General features: G+C 68.9%; 12 protein-coding genes. 6 read left to right on the forward strand and 6 right to left on the reverse strand.

The window, feature by feature from the left end; genetic code table 11:
- Positions 1–27 precede the first annotated feature (27 nt).
- Positions 28–2,865, reverse strand: a complete 2,838-nt coding sequence (locus ACOGI9_RS13325; RefSeq protein ID WP_419857600.1) for a M16 family metallopeptidase — start codon at positions 2,863–2,865, stop codon at positions 28–30.
- Positions 2,866–2,950: 85 nt separating this feature from the next.
- Between ACOGI9_RS13325 and ACOGI9_RS13330 the strand changes: the two genes are divergently transcribed.
- Positions 2,951–3,940, forward strand: coding sequence for an N-acetylmuramoyl-L-alanine amidase-like domain-containing protein (locus ACOGI9_RS13330; RefSeq protein ID WP_419857601.1), 990 nt, complete (start codon positions 2,951–2,953; stop codon positions 3,938–3,940).
- Positions 3,941–4,003: 63 nt separating this feature from the next.
- Here ACOGI9_RS13330 and ACOGI9_RS13335 read toward each other — a convergent pair whose 3' ends face one another.
- Genes ACOGI9_RS13335 through ACOGI9_RS13345 form a run of 3 tightly spaced genes read right to left on the reverse strand, consistent with a single transcriptional unit; the run spans position 4,004 to position 8,749 of the window.
- Positions 4,004–7,228, reverse strand: a complete 3,225-nt coding sequence (locus ACOGI9_RS13335) for a carboxypeptidase regulatory-like domain-containing protein (RefSeq protein WP_419857602.1) — start codon at positions 7,226–7,228, stop codon at positions 4,004–4,006.
- Positions 7,225–7,809 carry a hypothetical protein gene (locus ACOGI9_RS13340; RefSeq protein WP_419857603.1) on the reverse strand — a complete coding sequence of 195 codons (585 nt, stop codon included), beginning with the start codon at positions 7,807–7,809 and terminating at the stop codon, positions 7,225–7,227. Before ACOGI9_RS13340 ends, ACOGI9_RS13335 begins: the two co-directional genes overlap by 4 nt.
- Positions 7,733–8,749, reverse strand: coding sequence for an amidase (locus tag ACOGI9_RS13345; RefSeq protein WP_419857604.1), 1,017 nt, complete (start codon positions 8,747–8,749; stop codon positions 7,733–7,735). Before ACOGI9_RS13345 ends, ACOGI9_RS13340 begins: the two co-directional genes overlap by 77 nt.
- Before the next feature lie 135 nt (positions 8,750–8,884).
- Between ACOGI9_RS13345 and ACOGI9_RS13350 the strand changes: the two genes are divergently transcribed.
- Positions 8,885–10,096 carry a sulfite oxidase gene (locus tag ACOGI9_RS13350; protein WP_419857605.1) on the forward strand — a complete coding sequence of 404 codons (1,212 nt, stop codon included), beginning with the start codon at positions 8,885–8,887 and terminating at the stop codon, positions 10,094–10,096.
- 39 nt (positions 10,097–10,135) lie between these two features.
- Positions 10,136–10,516, forward strand: a complete 381-nt coding sequence (locus ACOGI9_RS13355; RefSeq protein ID WP_419857606.1) for a DUF2784 domain-containing protein — start codon at positions 10,136–10,138, stop codon at positions 10,514–10,516.
- Positions 10,517–10,578: 62 nt separating this feature from the next.
- Here the strand turns inward: ACOGI9_RS13355 and ACOGI9_RS13360 are convergent, their stop codons facing one another.
- Both ACOGI9_RS13360 and ACOGI9_RS13365 read right to left on the reverse strand, forming a co-directional pair.
- Complete coding sequence (locus ACOGI9_RS13360; RefSeq protein ID WP_419857607.1) at positions 10,579–11,736, reverse strand: sulfite oxidase; 1,158 nt, start codon at positions 11,734–11,736, stop codon at positions 10,579–10,581.
- A gap of 90 nt (positions 11,737–11,826) precedes the next feature.
- Positions 11,827–13,269, reverse strand: a complete 1,443-nt coding sequence (locus ACOGI9_RS13365; protein WP_419857608.1) for an amidohydrolase family protein — start codon at positions 13,267–13,269, stop codon at positions 11,827–11,829.
- A 238-nt stretch (positions 13,270–13,507) separates the two neighbouring features.
- Between ACOGI9_RS13365 and ACOGI9_RS13370 the strand changes: the two genes are divergently transcribed.
- From ACOGI9_RS13370 to ACOGI9_RS13380, 3 genes are read left to right on the forward strand one after another with little or no spacing between them, the layout of a single operon-like run.
- Entirely contained in the window at positions 13,508–14,668 is a 1,161-nt protein-coding gene (locus ACOGI9_RS13370; RefSeq protein ID WP_419857609.1) for an MFS transporter, read from the forward strand.
- Positions 14,665–16,425: an amidohydrolase gene (locus tag ACOGI9_RS13375; RefSeq protein WP_419857610.1), complete on the forward strand. Its 1,761-nt coding sequence runs from the start codon at positions 14,665–14,667 to the stop codon at positions 16,423–16,425. The genes ACOGI9_RS13370 and ACOGI9_RS13375 overlap by 4 nt, the downstream gene beginning before the upstream one ends.
- 46 nt (positions 16,426–16,471) lie before the next feature.
- Positions 16,472–17,005, forward strand: coding sequence for an 8-oxo-dGTP diphosphatase (locus ACOGI9_RS13380; RefSeq protein ID WP_419857611.1), 534 nt, complete (start codon positions 16,472–16,474; stop codon positions 17,003–17,005).
- Positions 17,006–17,143: the final 138 nt, after the last annotated feature.

The raw sequence follows: 17,143 nt of genomic DNA on the forward strand, positions 1-17,143 counted from the left end.
GGCCGGCCGTGGCTCCTCCACATGACACTAGGGGACCTTCTGCTCCGGGAGCAGCACGAACCGGGCGTACTGGTCGGTGCGGAGGTAACGGACGGCGGCCTCCCGCACCTGCTCCGCGGTCCAGCTTTCGATCCCCTCGAAGCTCGGGATCTCGTTCAGGTCCCAGCCGCCGCGCTCGAAACTCGCCAACTGGTTCAGCCAGAACCGGTTCTCGCGCAGACTCGTCTCCAGCCCCCGCCGTTGCGTCTCGCGGACCTTCCCCACCGTCTCCGCGTCCGGCCCCTCGGTCCTGAGCCGCTCGATCTCCTCGAAGACCACGGAGGAGAGTTCCTCGGCGCGCTCGGGGGCGGACCCGAACGCGATGGTCACGCTGTATTCCTCGTCGGGCCGGTACGAGAGCCGGCCGTTCACGCCCACGCTGTACGTCCCGCCCAGGTCTTCGCGCAGCAGCTCACGCAGCCGAATCTGGAGAACCTCCGCCATGGCGTAGACCGCGCCCGCCTCTTCGCGCGAGTACTCGGCGTCTCCCGCGAAGATGATCTGCGTGCGGCTCTGCGGCTCCAGCCCCTTGTACACGAAGGTCTCGATCACGCCCGCGGGAGGATCGATGCCGTGATCCACCCAGTTCTCCACCCGCCCCAGATTGGGGAGCGCACCGAGATACCGCTCCACGAGGGGGCGCATCATCGCGAGATCGAAGGCGCCCGCGAAGTAGAACGTGAAGTCGCTGGCGTCCGCGAAGCGCTCCCGAAACACCTCGTAGCCCGCGTCGAGGTCGGCCTCCTCGAGGAGTTCCATGAGCTGGCTCACCCGCTGGACCCGCGGATGTCCCTGGGACATGATGGCCGAGACGGTGTCGGATAACACGAGGTTGGGATTGGCCCCGATGTTCGCGAGCACTGCCGTCTGCTGTGCCTTGAGCGCGTCGAACATGGTCTCATCCCTGCGGGGCGCCGAGAAGTACAGGTAGATGAGTTGAAACGCCGTCTCGACATCCTGCGGGGACGACGACCCTCCGATCCCTTCCGAAAGCGACCCCAGCAACGGAGAGACCCGAACGGCCTTGCCGGTGAGCTTCTTCCCGAGCTCGGTCTGATCGAACTCCCCGACTCCCGACTGGGCGATGACGTTGAGGGCGAACGACGTCTTCCGCATCAGATCGTCGGGAAGCAGCGACGTGCCGCCGGGGCTCGTCGCGGAGAAGAGAATCTCGTCGTCCTTGAAGTCGGTGGGCTTGAGGACGACGCGCACGCCGTTCTCCAGAGTCCAGATGGAGACGCCCACCTCGTCGAGCGTCTCCTCGGCCACGACCGGAGTGCCCTCGGGGACGACGGGGAGGAGAGGCGCATCGGCTGCCGCGTCCTCGTACGCTTCGATCTCCGCGGCCGACACGGACGCGAAGACGCCGACCAGGTCCTCCTCCGCAGGGGTCTCGAGACCTTCCTTCTCGGGCGCGTTGACCAGGATGATGCGCCCTTCCTCCGCCAGCCACGCCTGGGCGACGGCGTTGGTCTCGGCGAGCGTGATCCCCGGCAGCAGGGCGTCCACGAACGCCATCTGCGTCTCGATGGACGGGTACGGACTTCCCTGAAGGAACGCCTGCAGGTAGCGGTTCGCGAGCACGATCGACTCCTGGTTCTCCCGCTCCGCGAGCCGCCGCTCGTAGGCGCGTCTCACGTCCGTCTTCTGCCGCTCCAGTTCCGTCTCCGTGAAGCCGTGCCGCACGACGCGCTCCGCTTCCGTGAGCAGGGCCTCGAGCCCGCGCTCGATGCCGCCATCCCCGACCAGCGCCACGAGCTGGTAGGCGTCCACTCCCCGCGCGAACTGGCCCTGCCCCGTGAACCCGACCAGGAACGGCGCGTCGGCCTGCAGCCGGAGTTCATCGAGGCGGGCGTTCAGCATGCCGGAGTACAGGCCCTCGACGAGGCCGCGGCGAAAGTCGGCGACGGTGCCGCGCGGGGCCGGCGGCTGCTTGTACAGCACGCCGACCTGGCTCTGCGTGGCTTCCGTGTCCGTCGCGATCGCGACGCGTGGCGGGTGGTCGACGGGGATGTCGGCGAAGACCCGCGGACGGGGCTCCTCGGGCGAGGTCAGCCCGGCGAACTGCGCCCGGATCGTCGACTCGATCTCCCGGCCGTCGAAGTCGCCGACGGCGATGATCGCCATCAGGTCCGGCCGGTACCAGTCCTCGTAGAAGCTGCGCAGCCGCTCGACGGGCGCGGTCTCAAGAATCTCCGTCTTCCCGATCGGGAGACGCTCCGCGTAGAGCGACCCCTCGAACATGACCGGGAACTGCTGGTCCTGCATCCGCGCCTGGGCGCCTCGCCGTCCGCGCCATTCCTCGATCACCACGCCGCGCTCCTTGTCGACCTCCTCCGGGTCGAAGCGCACGCCCTGGGCCCAGTCCCCGAGGATCCGGAACGCGGTGGCCAGCACCTCCGGGTCGTCCATCGGCACCTGGAGCATGTAGACCGTCTCATCGAAGCTCGTATACGCGTTGACGTCGGGGCCGAACTGCATCCCGATCGACTCCAGATAGTCGACGAGCGCCTGCTTCTCGAAGTTCTCCGTGCCGTTGAACGCCATGTGCTCGACGAAATGCGCCAGTCCGAGCTGGTCCTCTTCCTCGAGGATGGAGCCCGCGTTCACCACGAGGCGCAGCTCCGCCCGGTTCTCCGGCTGATCGTTCTCGCGCACGAAGTAGCGCAGGCCGTTGTCCAGGGTCCCGGTGATGACGGCCGGGTCCGGCGGGATCGGATCCGTCGGGGCCGGCGTCTGCGCCGCGGCTCCGGAAGCGGAGAGGGAGGAGAAAAGGACGACGGCGGTCGAAACGAAAGCGACGCCGGGCAAGCGGGACATCTTCATCGATAGCTCTCGGCAGAGGGAGTGGACTTCAGTGTGGAAGCCGCCAAGATAGCCGACCTTCCCCGGGGACGCATATAGTAGACGCATGAGATGGCGCAACGTCTTCACGCTGGCGAAGGTCGTCGCCTGTATCCTTGCGACCGTCGCCGCCATTGCGGCGCTCGCCTGGTCGCAGGCCCAGCCTTCCACCTCGACGGTGGTTGACGAAACGGCCGGCGTCGGCGCGGCAGCATCCGAGCTCGCGGACCGGTCCGCGTGGGCGCCGGAGGATTGGGCGATCTTCGAGGAGAAAGTGCGCTTCGCCGCGGAGCGCGGGCTCGCGGAGATGGATCTGGGCGACGCCATCGTGCAGCTCGCCGAGACCTTCGTCGGGACGACGTACGAGCCCGGCACGCTCGAGGTCCCCGGACCCGAGCGCCTCGTGATCAACTTCCGCGCACTCGACTGCGTGACCCTCGTCGAGACCGTCCTCGCCCTGACGCGGTTCGTCCGGGAGCAGGGCGTCGAGGCCCTTTCGGATCCCCCCGGCGCGCAGGCCGGCTATGAAGCCCACCTGACGGCGCTCCGATACCGCGGGGGCCGGCTCGACGGATACCCGAGCCGTCTCCATTACTTCTCGGAGTGGCTCGCGGACAACGAAGCCCGGGGAACCGTGCGCACCACGACCGGGGACCTGGATCCCGCCCTCGATCCGGAGCCGGTGAACTTCATGTCCCGGCACCCGGAATCGTATCGGCAACTCGCCGAGCCCGGCGTGCTCCGGGCGATCGCCGCCACGGAGGCGAGGCTCGACGAGGGTCCCGGCCGGGAATACGTGCCGCAGGACCGGATCGCGCGGGTGGCCGACCGGATCCGCAACGGCGACGTGATCGCGGCTACGTCGACCGTCGAAGGGCTGGACGTCGCCCACACCGGATTCGCCGTGTGGCGCGACGGGGCGCTTCACCTCCTGCACGCCCCCCTGGTCGGCAGGTCCGTGGAAATCTCGGAACGCCCCCTCGCGGAGCGGATCCTCTCCATCGATTCCCAGGACGGCATCATGGTCGCGCGCCCCGTCGATCCGGCGCGCGAGTAGCCCGCGCGGCCCCGCCATCCCGGCCGGGGCGCCCCCGCTCCCCGGCCGCCCCGCGCTCAACGGCTAGTTGATCGTGTACGTCACCCCAACCTTGATCCGCCGTCCCTTGGGGTCGTGCGTGAAGCCATCGTACGAGGTCTCCCAGTTGACGAGGGGCGGAGGCGTTCCCAGCAGGTTGAACCCCGTGACGAAACCATCGATCTGGTCGGTGACCTTCATCATGAGCGTCGCGTCCAGCGTACCGAAGGAATCGATCACGCGATAGTTCTCGTCGGCGGAGTCCGGATCGTCGTAGGAAGAGATGTAGTAATAGGTCCCGACCGCCGAGAGACGCTCCGTGTGGAACCCGACGGAAGCCGTCCACTTCCACTGCGGCAGAGGCCACGCGATGGGGTTGTTCCGGTTGAGAAGCCCGGCCCCGCTGGTCGCCGCCTGCAGCTCCACGCCTCCTCGCGTGAGCGCCAGGATGTCGTACTTGTGCGTGTAGGTGCCGTCGATCCCGAACGACATCTCGGCGCTCCCCACCGGCTGGCGCGTCGACAAACTCCAGTCCAGGCCGGATGTCTTCATGCCCGGCCAGTTCACGAGGTCGATCTGAATACGTTCGATGAAAGCCGCGTCGCACGTTCCCGTCCCCCAACCGTCCGGACACCTGATGAACTCCTTCACGGCCTCCCGGCTGGCGCCGCCCTCGTCGTAGAGCCTCGTGACCGCCGTATAGGGAACGACGTTGATGATGTCCTTGAAGTCGTACGTCCAGTAGTCGAACGTCGCCTGCGTACGACTCGGGAAATGGAAGAGGACGAGGCCCACGTTCCCCGTGGTGGCCCGTTCCGGCACCAGATCCTCGCTCCCGTACGTATCCACCGCCTTGTAGACATCCGTCTCCCACACATACTCGAGAGCCGTGATCTTGTCCGTGTTGACATCGTCGACGGACGGGACGCGGAACGTGGATTGCAGGGATGCCCGTGCCGAGAGCTGATAGTCGTTGGAGTCCAGCAACCGGATGGCGAGGGCCGCCTTCGGGTCGAAGCTGCTGGCAACATCGTGGAACTCATAGTTGGCGGCGAACTGAAGATCCACCCGATCGCCGAGGTTTATCGGCAACTCACCGTAGAACCGATGGACCGTCTGGGAACTCGCGTAGGGGAAGTACCCGGTCGTGAACGTAAACGGCCCCGCCTGGTCGAGGCAGCTCCGGTCGCCCGGCACCTGGCACGGATTGAGACGCTGGTTCCCCGGATCGTTGGGTTGGCCGGTCACATCGAACCAGCGGAACTGGTAGCCGATCGCGTAGCCGATCGCGTCGGTCAGCGAGTTCGTGAACGTAGCCTCGGCCGTGAGAAGCTCGGCCGTACTGAAGAGGTCCACCTCCTCGTTGATCCAGTCGATCAGCGCGGGCGAGTTCGCGACCGCGGGGTCGTAACCCGGATTGTCCGCGTTGGTGTACGTCGTGCCCGGCTGCTGCGCGCGAAGGATCGCATTGCTGAACGGATTGTAGAACATGCAGTTGCCCTGGCCCGCCACGGCGCCGCCCGTGGCTCCGAGGCTCATCCCGGCTGCCGACGTGGGGTCGACGACTACGCCGACTCCGCAGTCCGGCCCCCCGAAGCCGCGAAACGCCAGATATTTGCGGTAGGCATACTCCGCGGGCTGGTTCACGTTGCCCGCCGCCCGAGAGTAGCCGACAGCCACGTCCACCTCGCCCGTCGTGCCGATGTGGTGGTCCAGCGAAGCCGCGATCCTCTGCGTACGCGACGAACGGCTCAGAGTTCGTCCGGGACCGCTGTTGCCCACGAGGCGCCCGAAGAAGAACCAGTCGTCCTCGAGGCACGCCGCCTGCGAGGCAAAGCCGGCCGCGCCCGCACTCGAGCTGCAGAACGCCTGCCTGCCCGGATTCTCGGGCATGACCACCTGAAGGCCGTCGTATAGCGACGTAGGCGGGAAGGAGGGGGTGGTGTACCAGTCCGGGATGGCGGCCTCCGACCACAGCCCCTCGACGTGAACCGTGGTGTTTTCGCTCAACTCGCTGTTCAGTTCGCCGAACACCCGGGCGTGCCACTGGTTCTCGATCAGGTTGTCCCACGGCCCGTATCGGAACCGGCAGGTGACGCCGGCATCCGTTCCGCCCAGCCCCTCGCAGCCCGGATCCACGAACAGACGGGCATCTCCCTGGCTGTCCCCGTAGTGGGAGCGGATCAGCGCGCTGATGAATTCGCCGGGGGTCTCGGTCCCGGCCAGTGTCGGCCGCAGAAAGGCCCCGGGGTTCCCGTAGTAGGACCAGCCGCCGCCGCCCGGCCCGGGATAGGGGCGCAGCACCCAGTCGCGCTCCTCGGCTTCCAACTGCCGGCGCATGGCCCAATCGGCCGAGAGGACCGCGGTTGTTCCTTCGCCCAGACTCGTGCCCCAGATGGCGCCTATGTTCGTGTCGCCGGCGCCGCTGAAGTAGTCGTGCGAAGCGGACAGCTCGAATCCCTGAAAATCTCTTCGCGTCACAAAGTTGGCCACGCCGGCCACGGCGTCGGACCCGTAAATGGCCGAGGCGCCCTCCTTCAGAACTTCGATTCGGTCGAGCGCGATGGAGGGGAAGGCGTTGATGTCCACGAACCGGCCGCCGGGAAGTCTGGCCGGGGTGTACACCTGGCGGCGACCGTTCAACAGCGTCAACGTTCGCGAGGCGCCCAGGCCTCGCAGATTGACGTTGGTCGCGGTCTCCGGAACGAGCGTCCCGCTCTGGTTGTACCAGCCGTTGCGCTCGCCGATCGTGCCGTGCGCGGCGCCCAGTTTCTTGAAGAAGTCCACTGCTTGCGGCGCGCCCTGCTCCTGCAGCGATTCGCGGTCGGTCACGTCGACCGCATACGGCAGATTCTCCGGCGGCGCCGAAAAGTGCGTCCCGGTCACCACGGCCGTCAGCTCCTCCAGCGCGATGGTTCTCTGGGAGGCCATCTGCATGTCGACGTTCGTGCGCTCGCCGGCGCGGACCACCACGCCTGCACTCACTCCCACGACGAAGCCGGGAAAGGTGAAGCGCAGCGAATATGTACCCGCGGGGAGGCCGGTGATCGTGTACACACCCTGCGCCGATGTCGTTGCGGTGCGCGATTCGTCGCCGAGAGGCGCCCCCGTCGCCGTGACCGTCACGGTGGGCATCGCGAGGCCCTGCTCGTTGGTCACGGTTCCGGTGACGGCTCCGTCCTGCGCGAGGGCGGCCGCCGGCCACACAAGCGCGAGCGCGGTAACGAGGCTGGCTCTGAACATGGCTTTTCTCTCTATCTTGATGGTCATCGGATCTCCGGGAAGCCGTCCGGGGGACGGCGGTGTCGTGTCGCCTGTTCGTAGCCGTACGCGAGTCGAAAGAGGACCCCCTCGTCGTACGGCCGCGCGAGAATCTGCAGTCCCGCCGGAAGCGTGCCGCGCGCGTATCCCATCGGGACCGTGATCGCGGGCATGCCGGTGGCGGGGGCCACGCGCTGGCTGTTATCGCCGCAGTACTCCTCGTCACCCCTGTCGATATGGGCGGGGACGCAGAGCCACGATGGGTAGAGGATCGCGTCCAGACGTTCGGAATCCATCGCTTCCACGAGGCTCGCCAGGTAGGCCTGCCGGCCCTCGTTCTCCGCGTAGTCCGGGCAGGGTTCGTCCCAGCCGGACGGATGTACGTCGAGTGGCGCCCCCTCGTTCCGCCGCAGCGACGCCTGCGCATAATCCGAGTAGCGCCCGTCCTCCAGTACCTCGAGGACATCGGTGATCGGCGCCGTCGGGCCCAGCGACTGCAGGTAGACCCACATGTCATAGCGGAAGCGGCGGCAGAACATCCCCTCGCGTCCCAGTTCCGCGGCGACGTCGAACTCGAAGGGGTCGATCACCTCCGCTCCGAGCGCCGCGCAGATCGTCGATGGCCGCGTCGAAGAGCGCGAGTATCTCCCCGTCGGTCTCCTCGGGATCCGCCAGCGCGCGCAGGACGCCGATCCTCGCGCCGCGCGCCCCGTCGGCGTCCAGGAAGGCCGTATAGTCCTCTTCCTCGCGGCCGCGCCCCGCTTCCGTGTACGGGTCCGCGGGGTCGTAGCCGGCCACGACGTTGAACACGCGCGCGACATCCTCCACGGTGCGGCCCATCGGACCCGCGATGTCGCGGTCGAAGGAGAGGGGGATGACCCCGTCGCGGCTCGTGAGGCCGATGGTCGAACGGATCCCGACCAGGGCGAGGTGGGAGCTGGGTCCGCGAATCGAGTTGCCGGTGTCGCTGCCCAGCCCGATGACGCCGAACGAGGCGGCGACGCCCGAAGCCGTTCCGCCGCTGGATCCGGCCGGGACGCGGTCGAGCGCGTAAGCGTTGCGCGTCGTGTCGAAGGAGGAACTGACGGACTGGCGCGGACTGAACGCCCATTCCGCCATGTTCGTCTTGGCGAGGACGATCGCGCCGGCCTCCCGGATCTTCCGCACCATGAAGGCGTCGTCGGGCGGGAGGTTGTCCGCGAGCGCGATGGACCCGCCGGTCGTGACCATGTCGTGCGTGTCGAAGTTGTCCTTGACCAGCATCGGGACGCAGAAGAGCGGTCCCGTCGTCTCGCCGGCGGCCAGCGCCGCGTCGAGCCGGTCCGCGCGCTCGAGCGCGAGCGGGTTGAGCACGGTGATCGCGTTGATCGCGTCTTCGTAGGCCGCGATCCGCGCGAGATGCCGCTCCACGACCTCGCGGCAGGTCGTCGTCCCATCGCGGATCGCCGCCTGCACCCCGCCGATCGTCGCCTCCACGACCTCGAAGGCGGCGCCGGAGCCGTCGTCGGGATTGCATGCGGCCCACTGCATCCCCAGCGTAACACACAGGAACGCAGGGAGCGCGCGTGTGTTTCTCCTCGGTGGCATACATCTAATATGCCTTATCGCGCGGCCCTGCCAAGCGTCCGGCGGGCCCGCAGCCTGCCAAGTGGAGAGGTGCCGTCGATGAAGCAGACCAGCGAGATGTATCGCCTCACCCGGCGGGATTTCGTTCGTGCCGCCAGCGTGGGGCCCGCCGCGGCCTGGCTCGCCGCCTGCGACCGCGCGGGAGACGCCGGGTCAGCCGCGGAGGCCGAAGCCGCCATCGCCGCCCGGGCGGAGCAGGAGCAGCCGCCGAGGTGGGTGAAGGATCCGTCGCCCTTCATCCAGCGCGTCACGAACCTGGAGACGCGGCTCGAGCTCATCGACGGGTTCATCACGCCGAACGAACTGTTCTTCGTCCGAAACCATTCGCCCACCCCGACGATCGACCCGGCGGACTACTCGCTTCGAGTCGAGGGGGACGGCGCCGAGAGCGAGTTGCGGCTCGACCTTTCCACCCTCGAGTCGCTGCCGCAGCACACGATTACCGCGTACCTGGAGTGCGCCGGAAACTGGCGCGGCCTGTACCCGGAACTCACGGGCACCCGCGCGAGCGGCGGCCAATGGACGACCGGCGCCGTGGGGTGCGCGGAGTGGTCGGGTCCGTCGCTCGGCACGGTGCTCGACCTGGCCGGCGTGCGGCCGGAGACGGTCGACGTGAACCTCGTGGGGCTGGACGGCGGCTTCGAGCGTGCCATGCCGCTGGCCAAGGCGCGGGATCCCGACACGATCATCGCGCTGCGCATGAACGGAGAGCCGCTCCCCGCCGATCACGGTTTCCCGGCGCGATCCGTCGTTCCGGGCTGGTCGGGGTCCAGCAGCATCAAGTGGCTGGGGTCCATTCAGATCTCCACCGAGCGGGTGTGGAACCGGAACAACACGTCGTCCTACGTCCTCATCGGCGACCAGTGGCCGGAAGCGGACTACGCGCCCGCCCAGGGTCCGGTGATCACGGAACTCGTCGTGAAGAGCGCGCTGGCCCTTCCGCGGCCCGCGCAGCTGGAGCCGGGATCCCATGTCCTGCACGGGTTCGCGCACGCGCCGGCGGGGCCGGTGTCCGCCGTCGAGTGGAGTCCGGACGGGGGAGCGACCTGGCTGGAGGCCGAGATCGTGGATCCGGTGCTGCCCCTGGCCTGGCAACGCTTCGAGTTCGAGTGGGACGCGACCCCGGGGGCGCACACGCTGGCCACGCGCGCCACGGACGCGGCGGGGAATACGCAGCCGGACGAGCCGCTGATGAACGAAAAGGGCTACCTGCTTAACGTCCCGCTCCCGCACCCCGTGCAGGTGGGATGAGCGGGCGCCGCCCGAGTTCCTGACGCCCGCCGGATCGCCTTGCTGTACCGGGTGCTCGCGGATCTCGTCCTCGTCGTCCACTTCCTCTTCATCGCCTTCGTCGTCGCCGGCGGCTTCGCCGCGGTCCGCTGGCCGCGTCTGGCGTGGGCGCACATCCCGTGTTTCGCGTGGGGGGCGTTGATCGAATTCGCCGGCTGGATCTGCCCGCTCACGCCGCTGGAGAACGATCTGCGGATCGCGAGCGGCCAGGCGGGCTACTCCGGGGGGTTCATCGAGCACTACCTGCTGCCGGTGATCTACCCCGGCGCGCTGACCCGGGAGATGCAGATCTGGCTCGGCCTGTCCGTGCTCGCGCTGAACGCGGTGGCGTACGCGTGGCTCCTGCGCCGACTAAGCCGGGGCGCCCGCAGCGGCCGCTGAGCTGCCGCCGCCGCGGTCGCTGAGCTGCCGCCCCCCGCTCGCGCGCCGGGGGGACGGGGCCGTCAGTCGATCACGATGTCCCGGGTGAGCTGGCCGTTGCTCTCCCAGTACGTCCGCTTGTTCACGAGCATCGGGTCGTCCGCCGCCGGCTGGACGTTGCCGTCCGCGTCGATCGCCCTCGAGACGATCGCGTGCTGGCCCGGCGTGGCATCCCAGTCCTTGCGCCAGAACGTCCACGTGTGCGGGTCGCCCTGGCCTTCGCCCAGCGTCGCCGGCTCCCACGGCCCGTCGTCGACGCGGACCTCGACGGCGGCAATGTCCGCGCCCCACGCGGCCCCGTGGATCGCGTACGCATCGCCGTTCCTCGTGACCTTCGAGGGGACGGAGTTGATGTTCGCGCGCCCCACCGAGGTCTCCGTCCATACGGTCGCGCCGTCGCGCTCCTCCGCCCGCAGCGTCACGTAGTCGCGGGCCATGAACTTGCCCATGAAGCGGCGGTCGCGGAGTTCGATGCGCGTCAGCCACTTCACGTTCGCGATCCCGTACCAGCCGGGGGCGATGACGCGCAGCGGGAAGCCGTACTCGTTCGGCAGCGGCTCCCCGTTCACCTCCCACGCGAGGATGACCCCGGGGTCCATCGCGTCCTCGAGCGACATGCTGCGCGCGAAGTTCTGCGTCACGGTGTTGCCCCGGATCTCCTCCTCGCCCTCGTCCGCGCCGAAGAAGACGACCTCGATCCCGTCCTCCTGAACGCCGGCCTCCGCGAGGACATCGGCGAGTCGGGTCCCCGCCCAGCGCGCGTTGTGCACCGCTCCCATGAAGGAGGGGCGGCCCCGGTTCCCGGAGCACTCCAGCGTGAACACGACCTCCTGGCGGGACCGCGCTCTCAGTTCGGCGAGGCTGAACGCCCGCGGCCGGTCGACGAGCCCGCCGATCTCGAGATTCCAGTCGCTCTCCGCGATCACCGGGGACCCGTAGTGCCCCACGCGGAACATCTGGTCGGTCGGCGTGATCCAGGAGTCCACCTCCTCCCAGTTCAGGACGTTGACCCGCTCCCTCATCCCCGCGTGCGGACGCTGAACCCACGGGATCACGGCCTCCTGATCGAATCCGGCCAGCCAGCCGCGGAAGATGTCCGTCGGCAGGACCGCAAGCCCGGCGGCCGCCGCCCCGCCCCGGATCAGAACCTGTCGTCGTGGAATCGCGTTTCGCTCACTCATCGTGTCAGACCTCGGCTCGGGTGGATCGCGTGTCGCAAGCTCGGGTCCGGCAAGGCGTCCGAGCAAGACGTCCGCCGCAAATGGCGTCGCTCAGCGGCCGGGTCGCCAGGCGGATTCCTCGGAGGCATCCGCCGGGCCGATCTTGCCTTCGGCCGTCGCGAGCAGTTCGTCGGGCGAGTGGAGGCGTCCCCGCGCGAAGACGAACCAGACGTCGCGGGCGACCCGGACATCCTCGAGCGGATTCCCTCTCACGATGACGAGATCGGCGAACTTCCCTTCCTCGATGCTGCCGAGTTCGTCGTCCACGCCCATCGCTCGCGCGCCGTTGATGGTGGCGATGCGGAACACGTCCGCGGGCGGGACCCCGGCGCGCGCGAACGCGAGGAGTTCGCGGTGGACGGCGAACGGCGACCAGTAGTCTCCCCAGCTCGGGTGGTCCGTGCCGAGCGTGATCAGGTCGCGTCCCCCGCCGTCGTAAAACGCCTTCAACGTCCGGCGCTTGATCGGCGACATCTTCGCGAACGACTCGTTCACCGGGCGGGGCGGACGGGCTTCGACGATGTCCCGCATGTACGGCGTCAGGAAGCGGTGTTCGTCCGTCCAGTACTCCGTCATCTCCGGGTCGTGCGGCCCCCAGTACCCGTAGATGGAAAGCGTGGGGTCGAAGTACACGCCGCGGTCGACGTAGAGGTCGATGATGTCGCGGAGCGCGTCGCCCTCGAAGTCGTCGAACTCCTGCAGCGAAGCGTAGGCCGTGCGGTCGGCCGGCATCATGTCGCCGCCCAGGAAGTGCTCGACGCGGTCGATGCCCATGAGGATCGCGTCGCGCGGGTTCACCGTGTTCCCGAACCCGGAGTCGAGATGGGCGGTCACCGTGAGTCCGTGCTCGTGCGCCTGTTCGATGAGCACGGAGAGGTGGTCGGGCCGGATCCCCTTGGCCTTGAAGCCGGCCGCGCCGAGCGATGCCCAGTGGTCGACCTCCCGCCGGATCGAGTCGGGCGTCATGGCGTCGTCGTCCCAGCCCCGGCGCCACGAGCCGAAGTAGGGGCCGGAGTTGAGGATGCGGGGGCCCCTGCGCTCGCCGCGCCCGATGGCGAGCCGCAGCTCTCGCATGCGCACCGGGTTCAGCTCGCCGGCCGGGAAGGTCGTCGTCACGCCGTTGGCGAGGAAGAGTTCGGGATAGGCGGCCGTCTCATCGACGCGGCCATCGCCGAACAGGTCCACCGCGTAGTGGGCGTGAAGATCGAAAAACCCCGGAAGGATTGTCGCTTCCCGGTCGAGGTCGATCGTCACCGTGACCGGGTCCGTATCCCGCGATCCGCCGATGGAGACGATCCTTCCGTCGCGGATGGTGATTCCGGCGTTCTCGACGAGGGTCCCGGCATGCACGTCGAGCCAGCGCCCGCCCGTGATCACGTAGGTCGCGTCCTCGTCTACGAGGTCGACGAAGTCCAGCACGAGTTCCTCGCACCCCGCGAGTGTCACGGCCGCGCCGCCCAGTCCGAGGGCGAGAAGGATCGATCTGCGCCGCATCTTTCTTCTCCGAACCATCGATGGCACCTCTCGCTCGGTACGTGTCGCCTTCGGGCCGCCCGAATCGCGCTCGACCGGTCAACATAAGATGCGCGCGGGGTTCTCCACGACGGACTCGATCCTGTTACTGTGAGCCGTCATCACGCGGCTGCCATCCGAACCGGATCGGAGTTCGACACTGCACGAACCGAGCGCGGCGCTCGTCAATCCCCCGTCCGGCCTCACGGGACGCACGTCGATGCGCCCCGCGGCGGTGGTGGCGCTCATCGTCGTTTCGCACACGACGATCGATGCGTACACCGCGTTCCTGCCGCCGCTGCTACCGCGGATCATGGACAACCTCGGCCTCTCGATCACGCTGGCCGCGACGCTGTCGACTGTGCTCTCCATCTCGACCGCGCTCCCGCAGCCGGCCTTCGGCTACCTGGCCGACCGGTTCGGGCGGCGCGCCTTCCTCGCCGCGGGGCCGATCGTGGGGGGCGTGTTCATCTCGCTGCTGGGGATGGCGCCCACCTACTTCGTCCTCCTTCTCCTCCTCACCGTCGGGGGACTGGGGTCGGCCGCCTTTCACCCGCCGGGGGCGTCGCTCGTCGCGCGCGCCGGGGAGGGCCGGGGAAGCGGGGTCCGCATGTCCGTGTTCTCCTTCGGGGGGGCGGCCGGCTTCGCCCTGGGGCCGATCAGCGCCGTCGCCCTCGTGGGCTGGCTGGGCCTGGCCGGCCTGTGGGTCGCGATGATCCCGGGAGTCGTGCTCGGGACCGCCCTCTGGTTCGGCGCGAAGGGTCGGACCCGGGTGGGGACGGGGACCCCGCCGCCTCCCCCACTCGAGGTGCTCCGCAAACTCAAGGGGCCGCTCGGTCTCGTGTTCGGAATCTCCGTCGTGGGGTCCTTCGCCCAGAAGGCGGTCCTCACCTTCATCCCGATCATCGCCCACCGCGCGGGCGAGAGCGAGACGGCGGGCGCCGTGGTGCTGAGCATCTATCTGGGCGCCCAGGGCCTGGGGACGCTCGCCTCCGGCTACCTCACCGACCGGTTCAACCGGCAACACCTCCTGGCCGCGATCAGCGTGCTCGCCGTGCCCACGCATATCCTCGCGTTCACGCTGGCTCCGGCCAGCCCCGCCGCGATCGTGATGGCCGTGTGCGCGGGCTTCCTGAACATGGCGCTGCTGCCTCCGATCGTCGTCGTGGCGCAGGAGATCCTCCCCTCGGGGACGGCCGTGAGTTCAGGCATCGTCATGGGGCTCGCGTGGGCGGTGGGGACGCTCGCGATTCCCGTCGTGGGCGGGTTCGCGGACGCGTTCGGGCCCGTCGCCGCGACCGCATGGTCGATGCCGCTCCTGTTGCTCGGTGCGCTCTTCGCCATGCAGCCCTCGCTGCGTCCCTACTCTAGAGCCCGATGATGAACCGATTGAATCCATCCGCCCTCGTGGTGGCGGGCGCCGTTATCGCCGCCTGCGGAGAGTCGCGGCCGGCCGACCCGGCCGACCTGATCTTCGTGGACGGACGCGTGATCACACTCGACGCGGAGAGCCGCGTCACGGAGGCCGTCGCCGTACGGGGCGAACGCGTCGTGGCCGTCGGTTCGACGGCGGAGGTCGAGGCGCTCGCGGGCCCGGAGACCCGCCGCATCGACCTCGCCGGGCGCGCGATGACGCCGGGGCTCATGGACGCGCACGTCCATTTCGCGAACGGCGGTGCGAACCGCCTGTACCGTCTCGACCTCAGCTATCCGAACGTGGAGAACATCGCGGACGTGCAGGGCCTGGTCGCGGAGCGGGCCGGGCGGCTGTTCGAGGGCGAATGGGTGCGCGGCGGCGGTTGGGACGAGGGGAAGCTCGAGGAGTTGCGCTACATTTACGCCTCCGACCTCGACGCCGTCGCCGCGGGGCAGCCCGTGTGGCTGGCGCACACGATGGGCCACTACGGCGTGGCGAACTCGCTCGCCCTCGACATGGCCGGCATCACGGCGGACACCCCGGATCCGCCCGGGGGCACGATCGACCGCGATGCCGCCGGGCAGCCGACCGGCGTCCTCAAGGAGTCCGCGATGGGTCTCGTGACCCGCCTCATCCCGCCGCTTGGCCCCGGCGAGCAGCGCGAGGGGATCCGCGCGCTCGCCGACGCCTTCAACGCCGAGTGCATGACGGGCGGCAAGGAGCCGGGAATCGGTCGCCGGGCATGGGAGGCCTACCGCGATGTGCTGGCCGACGGCGACCTCACGGTCCGGATCTTCGTCCTGTGGTCCGGCCGCAACGGGACGCCGGACGAGGTCCGCGCCTACGCCGACAGCCTCGCGACCTTCACGCGACCCTGGGAGTCGACGGGGGACGACCGGCTCATCCCCGGCGGCGTCAAGCTGTACAGCGACGGCAGCGGCGGCGCCCGCACGGCGTGGCTGTACCAGGACTGGAACCGGGACCGCACGGAGACCGACACGGGCAACCGCGGCTATCCGACGATGGACCCCGACGAACTGCGTCGCCGCTTCCGGGCCTATCACGACGCCGGGCTCCACGTCTCGATTCACTCCATCGGCGACCGCGCGATCGACTGGACCATCGACAGCTTCGTCGAGGCGCTCGAGGCCACCCCCACCCGCGGACTCCGGCACGGGATCATCCACTCGAACATCCCCACGGACCGGGCCCTGGACGCGATGGCCGAACTCCAGCGGGAATGGCAGGCGGGCTACCCGGAGCCGTCTCCCACCTTCACGTGGTGGATCGGCGACACCTACGCCGGGAACTTCGGGCCCGAGCGAACCCAGCGGCTGAACCCGTTCCGCTCCTACCGGGACCGGGGCATGATCTGGGCGAGCGGCTCCGACTTCTTCGTCACCCCCTACCCGGCGCGCTACGGCGTGTGGGCCTCCGTCGCCCGCCAGCCGCTGCTCGGCGTCTACGGGAGCGACCCCTACGGCACCGCCGAGTCCGTCGATGTCGAGACGGCGCTGCGCTCGTTCACGACCTGGGCCGCACACCAGATGTTCCTCGAGGAGAAGGTCGGGACGATCGAACCCGGCAAGTACGCGGATCTCGCGGTCTGGGACCGCGACCCGCTCACCGTCCCGACCATCGAACTTCGCGACATGGTGTGCGAGATGACGGTCTTCAACGGTGAAGTCGTCTTCGACCGCGCCGCCGCCCCCACGCCGTGACGCGCTCAAGCCGATGCGGTGTGGTCTCGCCGTGAAAGGACAGCAGATGCGAGCTCAACCACTCGCGACGGAGCGCCCCATCCCGGACGGTTGGGAGCCGGACCTCCACGCGACCCTCCTCTTCATCGTGCGGGGAGGTGAGATCCTCCTCATCCACAAGAAGCGCGGCCTCGGCGCCGGCAAGCTGAACGGGGCCGGGGGCAAGGTCGAACCCGGCGAGAGCACGCTGGAGGCCGCCATGCGGGAGTTTGAGGAGGAACTGCGCGCACGGCCCGTGGCGCCCCGGAAGGTCGGCGAGGTGGCGTTCGAGGTGCTGAGCGGCATGTCGATCCTGATCCACGTGTTCCGGGCGGACACGCTGGAAGGAGAGCCGGTCGAGACGAGCGAGGCGACCCCCGTGTGGACGCCCGTCGACGACATCCCATACGACCGAATGTGGGAAGACGACCGCCACTGGCTGCCGCACGTCATCGAGAACCGCCCGTTCGAGGCCTACGCGCGCTTCGAGGGCGACGACATGGTGGACTGCCGCGTGGCCCTCTTCTCCGACACCGACCGCCTGCCCTGGAAGTCGCGCTGAAGCACGAGCTGTGACCCCGCGCCGGAGTACCGCGTCTTCACAGGAGATGAATCCGACCCCGACCCCGACCGTTCCACGTCGCCCGGCCGCTGGCGCGCTCGCCGCGCTCGCGCTGGCGGGACTGGCTCTCCCTCGGAG

Origin of the sequence: Candidatus Palauibacter irciniicola (assembly GCF_965208695.1) — a bacterium.
Classification (GTDB): Bacteria; Gemmatimonadota; Gemmatimonadetes; order Palauibacterales; family Palauibacteraceae; genus Palauibacter; species Palauibacter irciniicola.